Annotated in this window: 13 protein-coding genes; 8 read left to right on the top strand and 5 right to left on the bottom strand. The window is 61.6% G+C overall.

Annotation, left to right across the window (positions count from 1 at the left end):
• The first annotated feature begins 846 nt into the window (after positions 1-846).
• The 5 genes from VI123_RS14565 to VI123_RS14545 all read left to right on the top strand — a co-directional run bounded on the left by VI123_RS14565 (position 847) and on the right by VI123_RS14545 (position 6,116).
• The gene (locus tag VI123_RS14565) at positions 847-1,716 is read left to right on the top strand and encodes a fumarylacetoacetate hydrolase family protein (RefSeq protein ID WP_336338819.1); all 870 of its coding nucleotides are present in this window, start codon (positions 847-849) and stop codon (positions 1,714-1,716) included.
• A gap of 161 nt (positions 1,717-1,877) precedes the next feature.
• Entirely contained in the window at positions 1,878-2,966 is a 1,089-nt protein-coding gene (locus tag VI123_RS14560) for a zinc-binding dehydrogenase (RefSeq protein ID WP_336338790.1), read from the top strand.
• Positions 2,967-3,022: 56 nt separating this feature from the next.
• Positions 3,023-4,309 carry a four-carbon acid sugar kinase family protein gene (locus VI123_RS14555; protein WP_336338789.1) on the top strand — a complete coding sequence of 429 codons (1,287 nt, stop codon included), beginning with the start codon at positions 3,023-3,025 and terminating at the stop codon, positions 4,307-4,309.
• On the top strand, positions 4,302-5,306 hold the full coding sequence (gene pdxA / locus VI123_RS14550; protein WP_336338788.1) for a 4-hydroxythreonine-4-phosphate dehydrogenase PdxA: 1,005 nt from the start codon (positions 4,302-4,304) through the stop codon (positions 5,304-5,306). Before VI123_RS14555 ends, pdxA begins: the two co-directional genes overlap by 8 nt.
• Positions 5,307-5,375: 69 nt before the next feature.
• On the top strand, positions 5,376-6,116 hold the full coding sequence (locus VI123_RS14545) for an HpcH/HpaI aldolase family protein (protein ID WP_336338787.1): 741 nt from the start codon (positions 5,376-5,378) through the stop codon (positions 6,114-6,116).
• Between the two features lie 137 nt (positions 6,117-6,253).
• On the opposite strand, the gene VI123_RS14540 is transcribed toward VI123_RS14545, so the two are convergent.
• Genes VI123_RS14540 through fba form a run of 3 tightly spaced genes read right to left on the bottom strand, consistent with a single transcriptional unit; the run spans position 6,254 to position 9,850 of the window.
• Positions 6,254-7,300 carry an NAD(P)-dependent oxidoreductase gene (locus VI123_RS14540; protein WP_336338786.1) on the bottom strand — a complete coding sequence of 349 codons (1,047 nt, stop codon included), beginning with the start codon at positions 7,298-7,300 and terminating at the stop codon, positions 6,254-6,256.
• Positions 7,293-8,840, bottom strand: a complete 1,548-nt coding sequence (locus VI123_RS14535) for an FGGY-family carbohydrate kinase (protein ID WP_336338785.1) — start codon at positions 8,838-8,840, stop codon at positions 7,293-7,295. The genes VI123_RS14540 and VI123_RS14535 overlap by 8 nt, the downstream gene beginning before the upstream one ends.
• Positions 8,837-9,850, bottom strand: a complete 1,014-nt coding sequence (gene fba / locus VI123_RS14530) for a class II fructose-bisphosphate aldolase (RefSeq protein WP_336338784.1) — start codon at positions 9,848-9,850, stop codon at positions 8,837-8,839. The genes VI123_RS14535 and fba overlap by 4 nt, the downstream gene beginning before the upstream one ends.
• 112 nt (positions 9,851-9,962) lie before the next feature.
• Here fba and VI123_RS14525 point away from each other — a divergent pair, with 112 nt between their 5' ends.
• Positions 9,963-11,627, top strand: coding sequence for a TCP-1/cpn60 chaperonin family protein (locus tag VI123_RS14525; protein ID WP_336338783.1), 1,665 nt, complete (start codon positions 9,963-9,965; stop codon positions 11,625-11,627).
• A 100-nt stretch (positions 11,628-11,727) separates the two neighbouring features.
• Here VI123_RS14525 and VI123_RS14520 read toward each other — a convergent pair whose 3' ends face one another.
• Both VI123_RS14520 and VI123_RS14515 read right to left on the bottom strand, forming a co-directional pair.
• Entirely contained in the window at positions 11,728-13,314 is a 1,587-nt protein-coding gene (locus VI123_RS14520; RefSeq protein WP_336338782.1) for a TCP-1/cpn60 chaperonin family protein, read from the bottom strand.
• 188 nt (positions 13,315-13,502) lie between these two features.
• Entirely contained in the window at positions 13,503-13,724 is a 222-nt protein-coding gene (locus VI123_RS14515; RefSeq protein ID WP_336338781.1) for a hypothetical protein, read from the bottom strand.
• A gap of 12 nt (positions 13,725-13,736) precedes the next feature.
• Here VI123_RS14515 and VI123_RS14510 point away from each other — a divergent pair, with 12 nt between their 5' ends.
• Both VI123_RS14510 and VI123_RS14505 read left to right on the top strand, forming a co-directional pair.
• Positions 13,737-15,011 (top strand): ABC transporter substrate-binding protein, encoded by a 1,275-nt coding sequence (locus VI123_RS14510; RefSeq protein WP_336338780.1) that lies wholly within the window; start codon positions 13,737-13,739, stop codon positions 15,009-15,011.
• 180 nt (positions 15,012-15,191) lie between these two features.
• Positions 15,192-16,139 carry a carbohydrate ABC transporter permease gene (locus tag VI123_RS14505; RefSeq protein ID WP_336338779.1) on the top strand — a complete coding sequence of 316 codons (948 nt, stop codon included), beginning with the start codon at positions 15,192-15,194 and terminating at the stop codon, positions 16,137-16,139.
• The last annotated feature ends 3 nt before the right edge of the window (positions 16,140-16,142 follow it).

The raw sequence follows: 16,142 nt of genomic DNA, 5'->3' as shown, positions 1-16,142 counted from the left end.
TTGAACGGTCCGAGTGAATGAATTTCGATGGTAATACGTGAAGGATGGGGGTTAGCATCGACTGAAATGGGTACGGGCGACTTCCAGCCAGTCCCCCTCCACAGACACACCTGATTTACTGAACGTATAGAATAATAAGAGTACTGCTGTTAGAGGTGCACTCTGGAACAAAGGAACAGGTAAGAATTTTTAATAGCCTTTGCTGTCATATAGCTTTCAGTATTACTGAACGAGTGACTTCGTCCGCTATGAATAGGCAAATTTCAGGCTGGCGACGTTCTGGAGCTTGAAGAGTTTCTGCGAGAGTTCCACCATAATCCGCACTCCCCTAAAGCGATCCGTCGGTCTGAGGACAACGATAGCGCCGAGGGGCCAGTTGTTGAATAGAATTGGCACAGCGAGGGCAGCGCATCCGCTACTCGACATCAAGCACGACCCGTTCACAGAACAATTCCAGTGCGTCGATTCGTCCGCTTTCTTGCGAAAGTCGAAGTGTTTTGAAGGCGTCGCCACACCTACACTCCATAGTCCTGAAGTATTCAACTATAATGAACATATACTAGATAAGTAGCGCTGGATTCGTTGCTGACGGGCCTATTCGAAGTATCTGTAAATCCGGTATAAAAATGGTTCATTAATAATGAATGACTATTTTCATTATTAATTCGACTATATATGAGTGCAAATACACTGTCGAGTGGATATGGTGTCCGCATCGGCAAGCTCAGCCGCTGCCGTTTCGCCGAACCGCTTCACAATCCCGAACTCGGATCCATAGTTCAATGTTAGCTATACCCACGACATTCGATACCATTATTAGCTATGCAAGAGACGCTTCGAAGGCACATGCGATACTATCGGGTAGCTACCCATGGAGACCCCCGTATCATCGTTCAGACTTCCGACACAGCGTATGACCTGACCAGTGTCAAGGGAAATCTGACATCGTTCCTTGACCTCACGCGCGCAGCGAATATCACCGATAACGACATTGATGACGTTGCCGACCAGCTCGTCGCGAAAGCGGACGAGGTCGACCTCAGCACCTTTGATTCCGATGTCACTAGCCCAGTCGCACCGAGCGAGATCTGGGCTGCGGGAGTCACATACGAAATTAGTGAAGAAGCTCGCGAAGCTGAGAGCGCGATGCCCGATATGTACAGGGAGGTGTACCACAGCGAGCGTCCCGAGATATTCTTCAAGGCGACACCCAGTCGGACGGTCGGGCCCGGCGAGACTGTCGGCATCCGTGAGGATTCTGACTGGGACGTGCCCGAACCCGAACTCGGCATCGTCCTGTATCGCGGTGATATCGCCGGTTACACTATCGGCAACGACATGAGTAGTCGCTCCATTGAGGGAGAAAACCCGCTCTATCTCCCGCAGGCGAAGATCTACGACCGTTGCTGTTCTATCGGACCCTGCGTTGCCTCTGCAACTGGGTTAGACGATCCACACGATTTGGAGATGTCGATGACTATCAGCCGTGACGGCGAGCGGGTGTTCGAAGGATCGACCACAACAGCCAACATGGCCCAGACCTGTGAGGACTTGGTCTCGTACTACACCCGGCATAACGCAGTGCCCGAACTGGCCGTACTGTTGACGGGCACCGCTATCGTTCCCGACGAATCGTTCACGCTGCAGGCTGAGGACCACGTCAGTATCGACCTCGAAGGGATCGGAACGCTCGAGAACGATGTCACCGTTGTCTAACGAATGTGTCGTCGTTACCAGGTTTGCCAGACGGAAACTCTCGAAAGAACAGGTACCTACGCCACCGGCGAGGATTTCATCGTGAACCGCCTTTAGGGGAAGACTTTCGATGTCTGAGCCGGTCCACAAACGCTTTGTGGACCGCTTGTGACCGTTTTCATATGTCGAACACCGGGACTGTCGGCTATCTCGAACAGCCGGAATCAACCGAACTCCAAGAGTACGAACTCCCGACACCAAATGACGGGGATCTACTCACTGAGATTGTGCGCGCGAACGTCTGTGGCTCCGAGCTCCATATCTGGCGCGGCGAACATCCGCTCATTCGCGACGGCTCCCTGGGTCACGAGGCGCTTTGTCGAGTCGTCGAGACTGGCGGTGAGGTGCGGGACAACGCTGGACAGGTGCTTGAAGAAGGCGACCTTGTCGTCCCGGCCTACTTCGCCACGTGCAACGAGTGTGCGCGCTGTGGCCGCGGGCAACATCAGTACTGCGAGAACGCCTACAAATACTGGTCGCGTGCCCCCGATGAGTGGCCCCACTTCCACGGCACGTTCGCGAGCCACTACTACGTGCACCACGACCAGTACGTGTACAAGGTCCCCGAAGATGTCAGCGGCACAGCGGCCGCCGCGGCCAACTGTGCGCTCTCACAGGTACTCAACGGACTCGACGCCATCGAGGTGACTCAAGGCGACACTGTTGTCATCCAGGGCGCTGGTGGCCTCGGTCTCAACGCGACGGCCGTCGCCACGGAGCGCGGTGCCGAGACCATCGTTGTCGACGGCGTCACCGACCGTCTCGCACGGGCCGCGGAGTTCGGCGCGGACCATACCGTGAACCTGAACGAGTTCGACACGGTCGAGGAACGGGAGGAGCGCGTGCTTGAACTGACCGACGGGCTCGGTGCCGACGCCGCCGTTGAGGTGACTGGCGTCCCTGCGGCCATCGACGAGGGGTTCCAGTTGCTCGGCAACGGCGGCCGCTACCTCGTCATGGGCAATATCATCCCCGGGAAGGAGGCGACGATTGATCCGGGCAAAGCCGTCCGCAAGTCCGTCGAGATGACGACCATGATGCGTTACGCTCCGTGGTACCTGCGGGAGGCGCTACAGTTCCTCTCCGAACACGGCGACGACTACCCATTCGGTGAGCTAGTCGACGCAGAGTACGCGCTGGCGGATCTGCAAGACGCGCTCCGGGATTCGGCAAACCGCACCGTGACGCGGGCCGCGCTGATTCCAGAGTGAGGACGGGTGCCGGGATTACATGATACTTTAACTCTCTGTGGGACACCACGTCTGGTATGACAGGGGCCACGCACTCGGTCTGTATCGTTGCCGACGACCTGACTGGTGCGATGGACACATCCCAGGGGTTCGCTGTCCGGGGGCACGGTACCGCTGTCGTCGCGGTTCCACCGGAGGAATCCGGCCGACTGGACCGGCGTCCCGACTCGCCGATACTCGGTGTCAACACCGACACGAGGTACGACGACGCCGCGACCGCAGCCGATGTGGTCGCCAAGGTTGTCAGAACGGTCCCGGCGGAGACGGTATACAAGAAGGTCGACTCGACACTTCGAGGCAACGTAGCGGTAGAGACCGACGCCGCACTCACCGCGTCGGGGGCAGACGTTGCACTGGTCGCTCCGGCTTTCCCGATGGCCGGCCGGACAACGCTGAACGGCGTTCACTACGTGGACGGGACGTCGCTTGACGAAACCGAGTACGCAGACGACGAGAAGGGACCGTCCTCGCCGAACCTCATCGACATCTTCGAAAGCGACGGCAGAGCCGTCGAACATATATCGGGGGATGTCGTCGAATCCGGTCGCAACGAGGTCACAGCGGCATTGGCTGCCGCGATTCAACGTCACGACAGGGCGCCACTCGTCGTCTGTGACGCCCAGACGGGAAGCGATCTGGCGACACTCGCCGACGCCGGTTCCGACCACGATACGCTCTACGTCGGAAGCGGTGGCCTCGCCGAACACGTTGCTGTGAAAGATGCCGCTGACGGGATGGGCTCGTCACTAGCGGTAGGAACCGGCTCTCCACTGGCCGTCGTTGGGAGCGTTAGCACGACGACGCTCGCCCAGCTCGAACAGGTCCCCGCAGCGGCGGTCGTCGAACTCGAACCAGTCGACCTCCTGACGAAGCCGGTCAGCGAGGAGGGAGTCAGTCGAGCGGCCCATCGACTCGCCAGTGGACGGCCGGCCGTCCTGACCGCGGCCACGGACCGGGAGTCCGTCGACCAGACTGTCAGGCAAGGGGAATCTCGCGACCTGGGCCCCGACGAAATCCGCAGACGGATTGCGTCCGGCCTGGCAGCGACCGCCGCAGCAGTCATCCAATCCCAATCGCCGTCTGGGTTGTTCTACACCGGCGGCGATGTAGCAGTCGCTGGCTTTCGGTCCCTCGATGCGACGACTGTGACGCTGACCGGAGACGCAGTCACCGCCGGAATACCCGTCGGTCGCCTCGCCGATGGCGTGGCGAGCGGAACACCGGTCGTCACGAAGGCAGGGGGGTTCGGGTCCGAAGGAGATATTGTTAACTGCCTGGAATATCTCTCGACGAACGATGGATGATTCAGCCCCAGTCGTCGGGATTACGATGGGTGACCCAGCTGGGATCGGCCCCGAAGTAATCGTCAAGGCGTACCCGGAGCTGCGACAGCTCAGCCGACCAATCGTCATCGGCGACGCGTCCGTTATCGCAGCCGCCATTGCGGTTGTCGAGTCGTCACTCCGCGTCGAACCGGTCGAGTCCGTCGCCGAAGCCACGTTCAGTGCCGAAGCCATTCCCGTCCTCGACGCTGACAACGTGGACGAGCTGGTCCGCGGCGAGGTCCGCGAGGAGTACGGCTTGGCGAGTCTCGAGTACGTCCAACAGGCAATCGAACTCGCCAAGGCAGGCGATATCGACGCCATCACGACGGCACCGATAAACAAGCAGGCGACAAAACTCGCCGGCAGTACGTACGCGGGCCACACCGGCATGCTCGCCGATTACACCGACACCGAGAACTACGCGATGATGCTCGTCGAGGACGAGTTGCGCGTCACGCACGTGAGTACCCACGTCCCACTGCGTGTGGCCTGTGACCTGGTGACGACAGAGAACGTCCTCGACACCATCCATCTCACTGCCGAGGCGCTGCGCGACCTCGGCGTCGACTCGCCCGCAATCGGCGTCGCCGGCCTGAACCCCCACGCGAGCGACGGCGGCCTGCTCGGTGACGAAGACGCCGCAGAGATCGAACCGGCCGTCGAGCAGGCTCGCGAGGATGGCATCGACGCCACTGGACCGGAGTCACCCGACACCATCTACGTTCGGGCCGCCAGCGGTGAGTTCGACTGCGTCGTCTCGATGTACCACGACCAGGGCCACATCCCCATTAAGATGCTCGGCTTCGCCGGCGGGTCGGCCGTCTCGGGCGTCAACGTCACTATCGGCCTTCCGATTATCCGCACGAGCGTCGACCACGGCACCGCCTTCGACATCGCCGGTGAGGGAATCGCCTCGGAACAGAGCCTGCTCGACGCCGTGGCCGTCGCCGTCGAGATGACCGGCCCCGGCCGCTGACTCGACCGGGTTTTTTGTATTCCTGTCTCGATAGACGGACGTATGTCGGACACGGAGCGATTGAGCACAGTGACTGCAGACTCGGACCCGTTGATCGGTAGTTGGGCCTCTGTTCCGCACCCACTCACAGTCGAGATGGCCGCCACCGCGGGCTACGACTTCGTCGTCATTGACGCGGAACACACCCCGATGTCGTTCGAAACGATGGGGAACATGCTTCGCGGTAGCGACGGCGAAACCGAGACGTTGGTCCGTGTCCCGGACGACGATCCGACCACGCTCAAGCGCACCCTGGACCTCGGCCCGGACGGAGTCCTGGTTCCCATGGTTGAGACGCCCGCCCAGGCCGAACAGATTGTCGAGTGTAGTCGATATCCGCCCGGGGGAACCCGTGGAATCGGACCCGGGCGGTCGACAGAGTTCACGATGTCGTTAGACGAGCATCTCGAAGCGGGAGACGACTCGTTCGTCAGACACGTGCAGTTGGAGTCCCAGCGAGCAGTCGAAAACGCTGCTGAGATTGCCGCGATTGATGGCATCGACGGCGTCTTCATCGGACCGCTGGACCTCTCACTGTCGATGGGCTGTTTCGGCCAGTGGGAGAACGACGAGTTCCTCGGTGCCGTCGAGTCCGTTTTCTCGGCTGCTCGGGCGGCCGGTGTCACGACCGGGACATTGGCCACGAACGACGCCGAACGGGAGCAGCGACTGGACTGGGATGTCGACTACGTCGCGACCGGCATGGACCTCATCCATTTGGCCAACGGCATGACTGAAGCCCTTGAACACAGCCGTGACTTGGTCGAGTAATCGTAGCTCGTTCGACCCAGCGTCGTATCAGGCCCACAGGAACGCGGAGATTCGGAGTGTCGACTATGCCATTTTCGACAGGTTCAGCGACAGAGAGTGGAAGCGAAGCGTTCTCTGTCCTGATGAATACCTGGATATTACCTGATTCGGTGAGCCGGTTCGCGTCCCTCGATGATGGCTTCTAAGTCCGCGGCAACGATGCGGGCGCCGTTGTATACCGCGTCTCGGGTTGAGCCGGCGGTGTGGGGCGATAGCCACACGTTGTCGAGGTCGAGGAGCGGGTGTCCCTCGGGGAGCGGTTCCTCTTCGAAGACGTCGAGGGCGGCACCGCCGATAGATTCTGACTGGAGGGCCTTGACCAGCGCGTCCGTATCAACGAGGCCGCCTCGCGCCGTGTTGACGAGCAGGGCCTCCTCCCGCATTTGATCGAACGCTGTCACGTCAAGCATGTGGTGGGTATCGTCACTCAGGCGTGCGTGGATACTGACCACGTCGGCCGTCTGGAGGAGTTCGTCTAAATCTGCCGGCGTCGCGTCGTGTTCGCGCGTGGTTTCGTCGTCGACGTACGGATCGTAGGCGAGAATTTCCGGGCCGAATCCGGTCCAGCGCTCGGCGACCTTCCGACCGACGTTCCCGAAGCCGATGACGCCGATAGAAAGGTTCGTCACGTCACGCGGGAGCCCTCGGGGGTCGAACTCAAGGTCCCACTCGCCGCGACCGGTCGTCTCGACGAAGTGTGGTATTCGCCTGTGTGCCGAGAGGGCGAACGAGACAGCGTAGTCCGCGACAGCGTCGGCGTTCCGGCCAGGGGCGTGAAGTACGGTCACATCGTGGTCGGCGGCGGCCGCCGTGTCGACGTTCTCGGTTCCGCCCCGGGCTGCTGCGACGACTTCTAAGTCCTCTCCCTGTTCGAACACCGTCCGGGAGACGGGTGCCTTGTGGACGACCAGAAACTCGACGCCGGCCAAGTTTTCCGCGATAGCACTGGCATCGTAGTCCCCGGGGCCACGGGATTCCATGTCCATGGTCACGTCGCGGAACTCGGCGGCCGAGACGTCGCCTTGCCACTCCATCCGTTTGAACTCCACGCCGTGACCTGTGAGGTATCCGGCGGATTCGTACATCGCTGCACTGGGTTGCTGTGGGTCACCACAGAGGAGACAGCGTTTGCTCGTGTCAGTCATTCGTTTCCTTCCTCTCGGGGTGATCCATTAAACGTTTCCAGGTCGGTCGTATCGCCGAGAGTGCGTTCTCGAACGTCTCGCGCCGGTCGCTGTAGATAGCCGCAGCGGCCGGGTCCGGCTCGTGGTTCCGGGCCACTGTGACCATCCGGTCAACGGCACGCTCGTGGTCCGGGTGGACGTCAGCCGCGATGGCACCGCATATCGCTGCACCGCGGGCCCCGGTTTCTTCGCCAGCCGGAACGAGCAGCGTGCTGTCGACTGCGGCGGCGAATACGTCGCTCCACACCTCGCTCCGAGCCCCGCCCCCGCCCAGACGAACGTCATCAACGTGGACATCTGGCGTCAGGTCCGCGAGGCCGGCGCTCTGGGCGATAGCGACACCTTCGTACACGGACCGGAGCATGTCGGCCCGCGTGTGCTCGCTGGTCAGTCCGTAGAACCCACCGCGGTCGTTCGGCTCATCGGTCGACCCATCCAGGTAGGGATGAAAGAGCAGGCCGGACGCGCCCGGCGAGACGTCCGCTGCGATGCGGTCGTATATCTGGTAGGGGTTCACGCCCTCGTCGCTCGCCTGTGCCTGCCAGTCGTGACCGAACTCCCGAACGAACCAGTCCAGACAGACGGCCGCCGAGCGGAGTCCCTTGTAGCGGATATAGCCGTCGTCGAGGTACCGGCGTGTCAGACCCCGTTCGCTTTCGATATCCTCGCCGTCGTCACCGGGGTCGTCCAGAACGACGATGCTCTGCCCCCACGTGCCGAGAATGAGGACAGCCTGTCCGTCCTTGTGGGCACCCGTACCCAGTGCGGTCGCTCCCACGTCGTGGAGACCGGACGCGACCGGGATTCCCTCGGGCAGACCGGTCTCTGCTGCAGCATCGCGGGTCACGTGCCCGCAGGGTTCCCAGCTCGGTACGACCTCGGGCAAGACATCGGGGGAGACACCAAGGTCAAGCGCCGCGAAAACGCCGCGGTCGTACTTGTCGTCGCCGGCACCGTAGAACACGCTTCCCTCCATCTCGTCGGTACAGACCCGGTCCGTGAGTCGGAACTTGAGATAGTCCTTGCAGAACAGGACGTGTTCGATTCGGTCGACCGAGGCGGGTTCTTCGCGGGCGAGCCACCCGAGCAGGCTCAGAGGGCCCGCAGCGAAGGGGGCGTACCCGAGACGGTCACGCATCCGGTCGGCGGTACCGTCCCGTTCCCACTCTTCGGTGAGTTCGGCTGCCCGGCTGTCGGTCGATTTGATGCCTGGCCTGACTTGGTCCCCTGACCCGTCCAGCAGATAGAGGCCGTGACCATGGCCGGCGACGCCGACTGCTGTAACGTCTTGCGAGTCGACGCACTCGTGGTCGAGTGCCTCGCGGACCGCCTCGGTAGTGACTTTCCACAGCTCCGGGAGCTGAACTTCCCGGTGGGTCGAGGCGGAGCGTTCCGTCGGTGTCTCGCGGCTCCCAACCGCAATCTCTTCCCCACTCGGGGTGAACACCGCAGCTTTCGTCGCCGTCAGTCCGGCATCGATTCCAAGAACGAGCCCGCTCATCGGGACTCGCTCTCCAGAAATAGGCTTTCCCCCGCGCTCCCGGACGTCTCGGCCAGTTCGGCGTGTACAGTCGCGATGCGTTCGCGGACTGCACGGCCGACGACTTGCGGGTTGAATCGGCTCTTGTCGGGGGCCCAATCGGCGTCGGCGAAGAACGTCGTGCGGTCGTCGGCTACTCCCTTCGGCGGGATGATGGCGTCGGCGTTGTCGTGGTAGAACTCACAGGCCGTGCGGGCGTACTCGTACTGATAGCGCGTGTTCGTATTTAGTTTGCAGACACCCGTCTCCATCAGCGCTGAGACCTGCTCGGAGGTGAGACCAGAGGAACCGTGCACGACGAGCGGGACGTCGAAACCGTGTTGGCGCAGGGCTGCGTTGATGTCGGCGGCCAAATCGACGCGCAGGTCGAGGTCGATGCCGGCCGAGACGCCGTGTTCGGTTCCGATGGAGACAGCAAGGAGGTCACAGCCGGTCCGGTCGACGAATTCGACGGCCTCCGCCGGGTCCGTGTAGAACGCGTCCTGGGTGGTCTCGCCGCTTTCGGTCCCGGCGATGGTCCCAAGCTCCGCTTCGACAAGCAAGTCCTCGTCCCGGTCTTCGATGCGGTCGACGACCGCCGCCGTCCGTTCGACGTTTTCCTCGAACGGGTACTCTGAAGCGTCTATCATCATCGACGAGGGGTGTCCCGATTCGATGGCAGCCTCTATCAGTTCCCCGTCGTCAGCGTCGACGTGGTCGACATTGAGGAAGACGCCCACGTCCAGCGATTCGCTCAACGTGCGCACGTGCGCTGCCATTATTTCGAGACCGGCTGTGACGTCGCCGTTACCCAGGTACTCTGCGGTATCACGTTTTATCTGGAGGACGATGTCGGATTCGGCGGTCACAGCCCCGTCGAGTAGTCCCTGCATGATGTCAGGATGGGTTGTATTGCTCGCGACGAAACCGTAGCCGCCCCGAGCAGCCCGTTCATACACCTCACTGAGTTGCTCGCCCCGATAATACGGCATGAATATGATTTCTCACAAGGAGACAATAAGGTTTGTCGGCGATGCCGTCAGCCGGTCCGGGTATTTGGATTTCGCACAAAGAATTAATCAGTACTCCTCACAAGAAGGCTGTATGGCCGTGGATCCAGACGCGGAGGCGCGCCTTGACGACGGCGAGCGAGGGGACTGGACGATGACCGACGACGACGCGCGTCGATACGTTAGTGGCGCCGTGGACGCCACCGTTTCACTCGTCGAGTCGACGTTCGGTCCGGCCGGTATGGAGAAGCTCATGGTGACAGAGGACAAGCAGAACCGCAGCGAACGGGTCCGCGTCGGCGACGCTGGGCGAATCTTCGACGCCATCGAACGCATGGATGGCTTCGCTCACCCCGTCGCCGCACTGTTCGTCGACGGCGCCGACGGCATGCAAAGCGGATTGCACGACGGCACGTCTACCGCGGTGTTGCTGGCGGGTGCCTTTCTAGATGAGGGGTTCGAACTCGTCGACCAAGGACTCGCACCGAGCAGCGTGGTCGTCGGGTACGGCATCGCCCGGGCTCGTGCTGGGGCGGTCCTCGATGACCTCTCCCGCACCGTCGATTCGGACGACGAGGAAGCTCTCAGGGATGTCGCCGCGACGACGATGACGACGAACCTCGAATCCGCGGTCAGACAGGAACTCTCGGAACGAGTGGCGTCGACAGTCACGCTACTCGCCGACGGACGGGACGACGGCTGGATTAACACTGACCACGCGAAGGTACTCTCCCAGCCCGGGACCGAAAGTGGCGTCGTCGACGGGTTGGTGCTGTCCCGTCCCACGGACGCGGGGCCGAACGGGTGGGGAATCGACGAACCGATCGCTGACGCGACCGTGGCAATCCTGGACCGTGAGATCGACTTCGAGGAGACGGCCAGCGTCCTCGACGGCGGTGCCGGTGTGACGCTTTCTTCCCCGGAGGCAGCGGACAGGTACCGGGCCCAGCTCTCAGACAGGATTGAATCGACTGCCGAGGACCTCGTCGCCCGTGGTGTCGACGTCCTCGTCTGCCTGGAGAAACTCGACGAGTCAATCGTCAGACCATTCGAGGAGGCAGGAATCGCCGTCGTCGACAAGGCGACCTACCCCAAGGAAGACGTCTACCGCCTCGCGGAGGCCACCGAAGCCACAGTCGTCTCTACGCTGAGCGAACTGACGGACGAGCGCCTCGGGCGAGCCGAACGGGTGAGCCAGCGAACGGTGGGCGACGAAGTGTGGACTGCCTTCGAGGGCTGTCCGGGTCCGGTCCTCACGGTCGTCACGAGCGCGTCGACGGCCGAGGAGGCGAGGCGACGAGAAGAGGCGCTCGAAGATGCAATCGAGACCACGGCTATCGCTGTAATGGACGGCCAGGTGCTACCCGGGGCAGGGGCACCGGCCGCGGCAGTTGCAACGGAGCTACGGGAGCATGCGACGGAGGTAGCCGGTCGAGAGCAACTCGCAGTCGAGGCCTTCGCCGACGCGCTTGATAGTATCCCTGCGACACTCGCCCGGAACGCCGGTCACGATCCGGTGACTGCAGTGACGAGCCTGCGGACGGCACACGCCGCCGACGGTCGCTCTGCGGCGGGTATCGACGCCCAGACCGGTGAGCCGGTCGACGCCTGGGACGCAGGCGTCGTCGAGCCCCGACGGGTGTTCTCACAGGCGATCGAGACTGCGGCTGCTATCGTCGAACAGTTACTCACGATAGATACCGTACTGTATCCGAACGTAGAGTTGCCGGGCTACACACCTCGACCGGAGCGTAACTAAGTCGTAAGGCCCCGCGTGGATGCTCGGAAACTGTTCTTGGTCACCTCGCCAACACCCGGATTCGGGTGGTCGGCGCCTTCAACAAGCTGTGTGAGCCATTTTAAGCGTTCCGTCCCTGCCCTGCTGGCGCCTGCTGACCCCCTGTCGGTTCCTCTTCCGGTACCACGTCGTCATCGTCGCTGAGGTCATCTGCCTGCAGTCGGTCATCGATGCGAATTAGTTGGGTCGCGAGGTCTGTTGCGGCCGTGAGTATCGCTTTCTTGGTCGAGACCGGTTCGATGATGGGGTCGTCACCCAGCACGTCCGCTGTCGTGCCGGCAAGTGCGTCTATCCCTGTCGAATCCCGTCCGTCTGACCTTGCGACCCGCAACTGGACGACCGTCCGCCCACCGTCGAGGCCTGCGGTTCTCGCGAGTACGCGTGGAATCGTCATGAGCGCCGTTCCGAACGCGTCGGCAGAGAGCTGTTGACGCCCCTCGAGTGACCGGGCCTCCGACTTGACTGCCTGAGACACTGTCGCCTCCACAGCGCCGCCGCCTGGGACCACGCGTCCATCTCGGACGGCCGCTGCCGTCGCGGCGATGGCTGTCTCTACTGAGTGTTCGAACGCGGTAACCGTGCGCGGATCGGGAGCCCTGCAGAAAAGGGTGTAAGCCGGTTCGCCGGCGTCCGATTTGAATACGGTTACGTCCCGGCCGGTCTTCCGCTGGACTGTGATGGTGCCCCTACCGAGTGTCACCTCGGAAACCTGGTCGAGCGACGGGACGACAGTTGCATCTGTGATTCGGGCGACCCCTCGGAGTTCATCAGTATCGACGCGCTGGATACCGAGTATCCCTTCGGCCGCGAGTCGAGTCTGGACCCGTTCGTTGATCGCCCGTTCCGTGACTATGGCACCACAGCCGGCGTCGATAGCGGCCTGGAGTTGCTCGGCGAACGCTTCAGATTCGTATTCCGCTATCCCTTCCCTGGCCTCGAAGGAATCGGCGTCGAAGACGACCCGACGGCTGACGTCACCGAGCTGGCTCCCCACGTGCGGGACATCGACACTGGAGGAGAGTACCGCGATGCCGTCGCGTCCAGGTGAACGAGGCATGGATTCGAGAATGGGGCCACGCTCAAGGACCACACCCCGGAGGAGCTCCGTCTCTGCGGTTGCACCGCCGGGACGTGAGACGACGCGGACGCTATCGTTCCCATCTGGTCCCACCTGCTCGACAACACTCGCCACCTGGGCCGAAACGGACTGGCGGACCTGTGGGTCACGCGTCCCTGTGAGGGCAGTCTTTGCGACGGCTTCGGCTCCGTACGGAGAGAGCGGACGGGCCGTACGGTCGATGGCGGCAAGCGCACTGTCGAGTCCGTCCCGGTACCCCTGTTCTATCGCAGTCGGATGGAGCCCTTGCTCAGCCAGTCCGTCCGCCTCCCGGAGCAACGCCCCAGCCAGCGTTACGACGGTCCCGGTTCCGTCACCGTATCGGTCTCCGAAACCAGAGGCCGCTGTCTGGAGCAGAGTCATGGCTGGGTCAGTGATGTCAAACCGCTCGAGCAACTCGGTCGAGGAAGCGGTTGCGGTCACCGTTCCGTCCTGCTGAACCAGTAGCTTGTTCGCTCCGAACGGACCGAGTGTCGTCTGAACGGCGTCAGCGACGGTACGAACGTTGGCGACGAGCTCGTCGTTAGTCACACTATCTCATGGTGCGTTTTGGAAACAAATAAATGGTCGTGGGGAATAATGTTTTATTCTGACACTAATAGTTGAAATCAGGGGGCAGGTTTATATGGTCACTCTACTGAAATTTCACTGGCATGTCACACACTAACAATCATGACGAACCGGACACACCTCGGTCAACAGCTGATGACAGCGGAACATCACGCCGTGACTTCGTAAAGCTCACAGGCGCGGCGAGTGCCGGCGCTCTTGGCGGCCTCGCTGGATGTACTGGCGACGGTGGTGACGGCGGCGATGGTGGCGACGGCGGTAGCGACGGTGGCGATGGTGGCGATGGTGGTGGCGACGGTGGCGGAAGCGAAACCGTCACAGTCGAGTTCCTCTCCGCTAACGCCGCCGAGAACGGTGATATCCAGGACCACTTCAACTCCTCGATGGAGGACTTCGCCTCCAAGAACGACGGCTACGAGGTAGACCTCCAGACCGCATCCTATGGTGACATCTCGCAAGCGATGTCTTCCCGCGTTCAGAACGGCAATCCCCCTGCACTCGGGGAGTCCGGTGGGCTCGGTCTGCAGTTCTATCGGGACGACCAGTTGGTCGACCACGCGGCGTTCATGGAAGGAAGTGACTCCTTCCCCGACGGCTTGTCGCCCGCGGGCCAGCAGGTCTCCGAGTTCCGTGGCGACTACTGGGCGGTCGGATCTATTCGCCACACGAACAGTAACCTCGGGATCCGGCCCAAGACATTCTCACAGGCTGGCGTCGAGAATCCGATGGAAGAACTGAAGACGTGGAGCCAGTTCTACGATGTCCTGCAGACAATCGACGAGGAACAAGACATCATCGCCTACGAGGAGACCGGCGTCCCGGGCGACCTCGAGTCGTACTGGGGCTACGCCCGGACGGCGTACGAGGGCGGGACCGACCCCTGGATCCGCGGCGAGGGAACGGACCCGACGGTCGTCATCAACAACGAGGACATGGAAGAAGACCGTCAGAAGACCGACGGCATGATCAAGACCTGTGTCAACCTTGCCGACGAATTCAGCAGCGCCGAGGCCGCACAACGGGGCGACGAGGACATCCCGTCGCTGATGCTCAGCGGCCGGGTCGCGTCGTTCACCTACGCACTACCGACTGCGAACCGCTGGTATTCCGTCAGCGAGGAGGCGCAGATCGGCTGGAACGACGGCGAGGGCGACTTCATGCTGTTGCCCAATCCCCAACTGGATGAAGACTTCGGCGACGCGATCGGTATCGACGACCTCAGCGGCCACTCCGGCGAACACGGCGGCCACGTGTGGGGACTCGAACAGGCACACACCATCTTCAACGACGTCGAGGACCAGCAACAGGAAGGCGCCTGGGCGCTCACGGAGTACCTGTGGGAAGACGAGGACTTCGTCCTCCCCGCGTGGGGCGAGCACTACGAGGCCATCCCGGGCATGCAGTCGATGCTTGACCCGATGCTCGAGGAATACGACCTCCCACAGAACTTCCAACAGTCGATCGAAAACCAGTCCGAGTACGGTGCTCAGTACAGCAACACGGGCGGTCCGTGGGACGTGTGGCCCACTGACCCCATTCGCTGGACGGATATCAACGAGACGATCAGCCAGGCGATTGCTGGCCAACACAGCGCCGAAGAAACGCCCGGAATCGTCCGCGAACGCGTACTCACCCGACTCGAAGAACAGAACAATTAACGCCGCTCGATTCCGGTCGGGCCAATCGATACCGACTGGAGCGGTCCCAATACCGTTTTGTTGATAATCTTGGTCACGTCGGAATATCACTCCGTGCAGCAGTGATGTCGTCGTCTCGTCGGTGTCTGACGGGGTTCCGATGGGCAAAGTTTTATTCTACCGGCATTGGTTCACATTGACATGGCACAGGAGCAGGGGCGCTCCCGAGACGAGATCCGTGAACGGTACGGCCTCAACGAGGAGACGTTCACAGACCGAATCCGGGAGAACTGGGCTGGATACGTGTTCATCATACCAACGTTTATCGCGTTTACCGGCCTGTTTTACTATCCGATACTCCGGGGTGTATCGATGACGTTTACAAACACGCGTCTGGGCGAACCCGGACAGTTCATCGGCCTCGAAAACTACATCTGGGTCGTGACGAACGATCTGTTCGTCTACGCGTTCATCTTGACGATCGGGTTCGTCGTGGGAACGACATTCCTACAACTGGGCCTCGGGTTGCTCGCTGCGTTACTGTTGAACGAACTACGTGACGTCGCGAAAGACTGGGTCGGTGCCCTGATCATGTCGCCGTACTTCTCCGCACCACTCGCTGGTGGTGTCATCTGGATGTGGTTTCTGGACAACGACTTCGGCTTCGTGGTAAAGGCGTTCGGTATCGTCGGGGTTGACCCGCCGGCGTTCCTCGCGACAGGCATGTGGCCGTTCATCTCACTCATCATCGCTCAGACCTGGCACGACTACGCCTACTCAGCGATTATCTACGCGGCCGCCATTTCGGGCATTCCGAAAGAACAGTACGAGGCTGCCGCACAGTCCGGCGCCAATCGCCTCCAACGGTTCCGGGACGTGACGGTCCCGCGGCTCCTGATTCCGACGATCGTCATCCTCTCCCTCCGCACAGCGTGGAACATCGCCGAGTTCTCACAACCGTTCGCACTGACCGGCGGTGGTCCTGGGACGAGGACGATGATCCTCAGCATCCTAACGTACCGCGTGGCGTTCGTCAACAACAATTTCGCCAGGGCCTACACAATCGGCATGGCGATGATACTGCTGTCGATGACCGCAGCAGTAATCTACGTAAAAGCAATCGACGAAGAAGAGAACCTATACGTGTAGTGA

Source organism: Haloarcula sp. DT43, assembly GCF_037078405.1.
In the GTDB taxonomy this organism is placed as follows: Archaea; Halobacteriota; Halobacteria; order Halobacteriales; family Haloarculaceae; genus Haloarcula; species Haloarcula brevis.
The sequence above is the reverse complement of the archived record's forward strand: the minus strand, read 5'-3'. Positions and strand labels throughout refer to the sequence as shown.

Bases quoted from the DNA above. Each gene is read 5' to 3' on its own strand.
- VI123_RS14525 (WP_336338783.1), top strand. From the start codon at position 9,963: ATGGCCGTGGATCCAGACGCGGAGGCGCGCCTTGACGACGGCGAGCGA.
- fba (WP_336338784.1), bottom strand. From the start codon at position 9,850: ATGCCGTATTATCGGGGCGAGCAACTCAGTGAGGTGTATGAACGGGCT.
- VI123_RS14560 (WP_336338790.1), top strand. From the start codon at position 1,878: ATGTCGAACACCGGGACTGTCGGCTATCTCGAACAGCCGGAATCAACC.
- VI123_RS14540 (WP_336338786.1), bottom strand. From the start codon at position 7,300: ATGACTGACACGAGCAAACGCTGTCTCCTCTGTGGTGACCCACAGCAA.
- VI123_RS14505 (WP_336338779.1), top strand. From the start codon at position 15,192: ATGGCACAGGAGCAGGGGCGCTCCCGAGACGAGATCCGTGAACGGTAC.
- VI123_RS14565 (WP_336338819.1), top strand. From the start codon at position 847: ATGCGATACTATCGGGTAGCTACCCATGGAGACCCCCGTATCATCGTT.
- VI123_RS14535 (WP_336338785.1), bottom strand. From the start codon at position 8,840: ATGAGCGGGCTCGTTCTTGGAATCGATGCCGGACTGACGGCGACGAAA.
- VI123_RS14510 (WP_336338780.1), top strand. From the start codon at position 13,737: ATGGAGGACTTCGCCTCCAAGAACGACGGCTACGAGGTAGACCTCCAG.
- pdxA (WP_336338788.1), top strand. From the start codon at position 4,302: ATGGATGATTCAGCCCCAGTCGTCGGGATTACGATGGGTGACCCAGCT.
- VI123_RS14555 (WP_336338789.1), top strand. From the start codon at position 3,023: ATGACAGGGGCCACGCACTCGGTCTGTATCGTTGCCGACGACCTGACT.